Consider the following 5,164-nt stretch of genomic DNA (forward strand, 5'->3'; position numbering starts at 1 on the left):
CGACGGGCCCGCCCCGGCCACGCTCGCCGAACCCGATGGTCCCGCACGCGGCGGCGTCGTCGTCCTCCACGAGGCGTTCGGCCTCACCGAGCACATCACCGATGTCTGCTCGAGGTTCGCGCGCGGGGGGTGGCGGGCAATCGCCCCCGGCCTGTTCCACCGCGCGGGCTCGCCCGTCTTCGACTACGACGATCTCGCCTCCGCAGTGAAGATCATCCATAAGCTCAACGGCACCGACCTCCTCGCCGACATCGACGCCGCGCTGGTCGTCCTCGCCGAGGAGGGAACCGCCATCGACCGCTGCGCCGTCGTGGGCTTCTGCGTCGGCGGGAGCATCGCCTTCCAGGCGGCGGTGGCCCGGCCGTTCGGCGCCGCGACCACCTTCTACGGTGGCGGGATCACTATGCGCCGCTTCGGGGAACCCGCCCAGCTGGATCTCGCCGGCCGCCTGCAGGCACCGTGGCTCGGTCTGTACGGCGACCAGGATCCGAGCATCCCCACTTCGGAGGTGGAGGACCTGCGGGCGGCGACACGGAAGGCGTCTGTGCCCACCGAGATCGTCCGTTACCCACAGGCTGGGCACGGCTTCCACAACGACGCCCGCGCCGCCGCCTACCACGGCCCGTCGGCGAAGGACGCCTGGTCACGCATGCTGACCTGGTTCGACTCGCATGTTCCCGGCTGAGCCCACCCCGCCGACCGTGGCGCCGGCCGGTCCAGCACCATGGCCGGTCCAGCACCATGGCCGGTCCAGCACCGTCAGTCCGGGACGTGACCCCGGTGCAGCGCCACCACGCCGCCGGTGAGGTTGCGCCAGCCGACCCGGAACCAGCCTGCTTCCCGCAGCAGGCCGGCCAGCTCCGCCTGGGCGGGCCAGGCCCGGATCGACTCGGCGAGATAGACGTACGAGTCCGGGCTGTTGCTCACCGCGCGGGCCACGGCTGGCAGGGCCCGCATCAGGTACTCGACGTAGACCGTCCGCCAAGGCGCCCAGACCGGGCGGCTGAACTCGCACACCACGAGCATCCCGCCCGGACGGGTCACCCGGCGCAGCTCGGTGAGGCAGCCGAGCGTGTCGGCGACGTTGCGCAGACCGAACGAGATCGTCGTCCGGTCGAAGGTCTCGTCCCGGAACGGCAGCCGCAGCCCGTCCCCGGCGGTCAGCAGGATCCGCCCGGCCTCCCCCGGCAACGGCCGCGACGCCAGCCGACGCTGCCCGGCCCGCAGCATCCCCAGGGAAAAGTCGCAGGCCACCACGTCGGTCCCGGCGAGCGCGAAGGCTCGTGACGAGGTCGCCGTCCCGGCGGCGAGGTCGAGGACCCGAAGGCCCGGCCGCAGGTCCAGCGCGCCCGCCGCGGCGCGCCGCCAGGTCCGGTCGAGCCCGCCGGTGAGCACGGTGTTGGTCAGGTCGTACCGGTTGGCCACCCCGTCGAACATCGACGCGACGTCCCGCGGACGTTTGTCGAGTCCCGCTCTGCTCACCATGCCCCTTCCTCACTCACCATGCCCCTTCCCCGCCGCCGAACCGCGCCGAGGCCGCCACCGAGGCGTCGCGGGCGGCCCTCTCGACGGTGTCCCAGTCGGTGCTCTCGCCGATCCGCCGCAGCCGCGCGCGGGTCGGCTCGTCGCACAGCGCGCCCGCGACCCCGGCGGTGTACAGGTCGCGGGCCCGGGCACCGAGCCCCGCCGCGACCGCGTGCTCCGTCTCCAGATCGGTGCCGAACATAGCGGGATCGTCGGTGGCGAGCGAGCACGCGACCCCGGCCCGCAGCAGCGCCGCCAGAGGATGGTCGTCGAGGGACGCCACCGACCGGGTCCGCAGGTTGGACACCGGGCAGACGTCCAGCACGATCCCCTGATCGACCAGCCGTCGCATCAGCTCGGGGTCCTCGGCGGCCCGGATCCCATGCCGGATCCGCCTGGCTCCCAGCGCGTCGAGCGCGCTCCGCACGGACACCGGGCCCGCTGTCTCCCCCGCGTGCGGGACCGCGGCGAGCCCGCCGTCGGCGGCCAGGGCGAACGCCGACGCGAACGGCTCGGGGGGATGACCGACCTCCGGTCCGCCGAGCCCGATGCCGACGACACCGCGATCGGCGAACCGCACCGCCCACCGCGCCACCTCCATCGCGGCCTCGACTGGCAGCACCCGCTCGATGTCCGGGGTGAGGCGCACCTCGACGCCGTAGCGCTCCCTGGCCTCGATCGCCCCGTCGGCGTAACCGTGGAAGATCTCCTCGACGCGGACCCCCCGATGGACCCGGAACCAGGGCGAGAAGATGCCCTCCAGGTAGACAGCGCCCGCCCGGGCCGCCTCGGCGGCGTAGTCGACGACCACCTGGCGGAAGTCGGCCTCCGTCCGCATCACGTGGGTGGTGAGGATCCAGGCCTTCAGGAAGTGGTCGAAGTCGCGGAAGCGGTAAAGGTCCGCGAGGCCATCGACCGTGCGGGCGGGCAGCGCCTCGGAGTTGCGGCGCGCCATCTCCAGCAGGGTGGCGGGACGGACCGTGCCCTCCAGATGGACGTGGAGTTCGATCTTCGGCCCGGTCGGGGACGGAACCGCGAATCCGGAGGGGTCACTCACCCGGTCACTGTATGGTGCGCCCGGCTACGCGGAGATGAGCGGCAGCGCGGTGGAGGAGAAGTGCGAGGCCACCCGGTCGTCGACCGGGTCCTGCGCCGGGTCGCGGTGCACGACGAGGTGCCGGTAGCGGGTGTCGCGCTGCGCGGGAATGCGGTCGGCCGCGCGGATCAGGGAGATCAGCTCCGCCCGGTTGGTGCGATGGCGCGCCCCGGCGGAGGAGACGACGTTCTCCTCCAGCATCACCGAGCCGAGGTCGTCGGCGCCCATGTGCAGGGTAAGCTGGCCGACCTCCTTGCCGGTGGTCAGCCAGGAGCCCTGCAGATGCGTGATGTTGTCGAAGAACAGCCGCGCGACCGCGACGAGGCGGAGGTACTCCAGGGTCGTCGCCTGGGTGCGCCCGCCGAGATGGTTGTTCTCCGGCTGGTAGGTCCAGGGGATGAACGAACGGAATCCGCCGGTCCGGTCCTGGACGTCCCGGATCATCGTCAGGTGTTCGATGCGCTCGGCGTTCGTCTCCCCCGTGCCCATCATGAAGGTGGCGGTGGATTCCAGGCCGAGGTTGTGAGCGGTCTCCATCACGGACAGCCAGGCGTGACCGGGCTCCTTCAGCGGAGCGATCGCCTGCCGGGGCCGTTCGGTGAGGATCTCCGCTCCCGCGCCCGCGAAGCTGTCCAGGCCCGCGTCCCGCAGCCGGGTAATGACCTCGGGAAAGGTCAGCTCGGACGTCCGGGCGATGTGCACAACCTCGCTGGCGCCCAGCGAGTGCAGTGCCAACTGGGGATATGCCTTCTTGATGGCGGCAAAGGTGCGCTCATACCACTCGATGCCGAAGTCGGGATGGTGCCCGCCCTGCAGCATGATCTGCGTGGCGCCGAGCTCGACCGCCTCCCCGCACTTGGCGACGATATCCTCGACGTCGCGGACCCAGCCCTCGGCATGCTTCGGAGCGCGGTAGAAGGCGCAGAACCGGCAGGCGGTCACGCAGACATTCGTGTAGTTGATGTTCCGGTCGATGATGTACGTCGCGATGCCATCGGGGAAACGGCGTCGACGGACCGTGTCCGCCGCACCGCCGAGCGCGTGCAGCGGCGCCCTCGTGTAGAGGAGCAGCGCCTCCTCCGCCGAGATACGCCCGCCGGCTGCGGCCCGGTCCAGCACGGACCGGATCTCACCATCGCCCTGACCCACCGGAATCTCGCCATCGACATCCATACGGCCCTCCCCGCATAGCGCCTTCGGCGCGACGCGGGGACCCCTGGCATCGGGCGCCGTTCGGGGTCTCCGTCGAATCACCTTCGGCGATCCTCCCAGGGTAGCCGTCGGAGCCATCGGGGCCATCGGCGCGACGCGGGGGATGAACGGTCAGTGTCCGGATCGCGTCCCCGGGTCCGCCGGACTGGAGCCACCGTGGGTGGCGTCAGTGTAGCCACCGGTCGAGGAACCGGCGGTCGAGGAGCCGGCCGGGCTGGCGGGACCGGCGTCGTGGTGACCATGGCCGCGGCTGGTGAGCTTCGCCTGGAGCTGCTTGATCTTGTCCCGGTTCTCCGGCCGGTTGGCCGCGGCCTTGGCCTTGTTGACTATCTCCTTGGTCTTCGGGCTGTGCAGGAAGTCCGTGATCTTGTTCGAGAAACTGGCCATGATAACGGTGTACCTATCCGGGCAGGGGTTTACGCCTGCCGGTCATCCGTTCGACGACCCGCCCGAGGAGCCGCCGAACGTGTCCCTCACCCGGTTCCACAGACTGTCGAGCTGGTCACGGGTGTCGTCCTTGACCGACGTGACGACCTTGTCCCACAACCGCTGGCGCTGTTCGTCGACCATCAAGGCGATCTGGTCCGCCACGTAGAGCAGCAGCAGGACGACGAGGACGAACAGAATCGTGCGCTTGAAAGGGATCCGCAGCCGGAACCGACGCCGGGGACGCGGTCGCGGCGCCGGTTCAGCGTAGGGAGCCGGCGCGCGTCCGCGCCGGTCCGGGCGTGCCTCGGCCACCCACGGGGCCGGGGCCGGCCGTGGCTCCGGCGAGAGCGCACCGCGCCCCCTGACAGGCTCGGGACCCGCGGGCACCGACGGGGGCCACTGCTGGGCCACGGGTCGGGGCCGCGCCGGCGCCTGGGGGGACGGTGCCGCCTCCGCGGCACGGCCGGCGTAGGGCTGACCGGCGTAGGGCTGACCGGCGTAGGGCCAACCCGCGTGGGGCCGACCCGCGTAGGCCTGGTCCGGGTAGGGCTGACCGGCGGGCGGAGAATCCGCCCGGGGCTGGCCGCCGTGCATCGGGCGGACGTCCGGTGCCGGATGGCCCCCCTCGCCGGAATCGTCGAAACCCGATCGGTGGCCGTTCCCGTCGGCCTCATCGTCGTACTGGACGAATCCGCCGCGGCGCCGTCGACGGGCCCGCGGCGCCCCGGGCCGCGGGCCCGCGGCACGGTCGGCGGCCGGTGGCGGTGCCAGCGCGGGTGGCGGCATGGGCGGACCGGCCGGCGGGGGCATGTCGCGGGCTGAGTCGTTCCACCAACGATCGCCGCCGAGGGGCCGGGACTCATTCTCCCACCAGCGCCGCTGTTCATACGGGTCATACGGGGT

General features: G+C 72.0%; 5 protein-coding genes and 1 pseudogene. 1 reads left to right on the forward strand and 5 read right to left on the reverse strand.

Translation table 11 applies throughout. The annotated features are described in order from the left end of the window. On the forward strand, positions 1 to 685 hold a 685-nt coding region (locus AC08OV_RS13815; protein ID WP_476619753.1), incomplete at its 5' end, for a dienelactone hydrolase family protein. 74 nt (positions 686 to 759) lie between these two features. Here AC08OV_RS13815 and AC08OV_RS13820 read toward each other — a convergent pair. The 5 genes and pseudogenes from AC08OV_RS13820 to AC08OV_RS13840 all read right to left on the reverse strand — a co-directional run. Beyond that, positions 760 to 1,482 (reverse strand): demethylmenaquinone methyltransferase, encoded by a 723-nt coding sequence (locus tag AC08OV_RS13820; RefSeq protein ID WP_476612967.1) that lies wholly within the window; start codon positions 1,480 to 1,482, stop codon positions 760 to 762. A gap of 16 nt (positions 1,483 to 1,498) precedes the next feature. Then, entirely contained in the window at positions 1,499 to 2,581 is a 1,083-nt protein-coding gene (gene add, locus AC08OV_RS13825) for an adenosine deaminase (RefSeq protein ID WP_476612966.1), read from the reverse strand. Between the two features lie 24 nt (positions 2,582 to 2,605). After that, entirely contained in the window at positions 2,606 to 3,793 is a 1,188-nt protein-coding gene (mqnC, locus tag AC08OV_RS13830; protein ID WP_476612965.1) for a cyclic dehypoxanthinyl futalosine synthase, read from the reverse strand. A 150-nt stretch (positions 3,794 to 3,943) separates the two neighbouring features. Then, entirely contained in the window at positions 3,944 to 4,219 is a 276-nt protein-coding gene (locus AC08OV_RS13835; protein ID WP_476612964.1) for a hypothetical protein, read from the reverse strand. Positions 4,220 to 4,261: 42 nt separating this feature from the next. Beyond that, positions 4,262 to 5,164 (reverse strand): annotated as a pseudogene (locus tag AC08OV_RS13840) (serine/threonine-protein kinase); the annotation flags it as partial.

Source organism: Frankia sp. CeTa3Moorea, assembly GCF_978021225.1.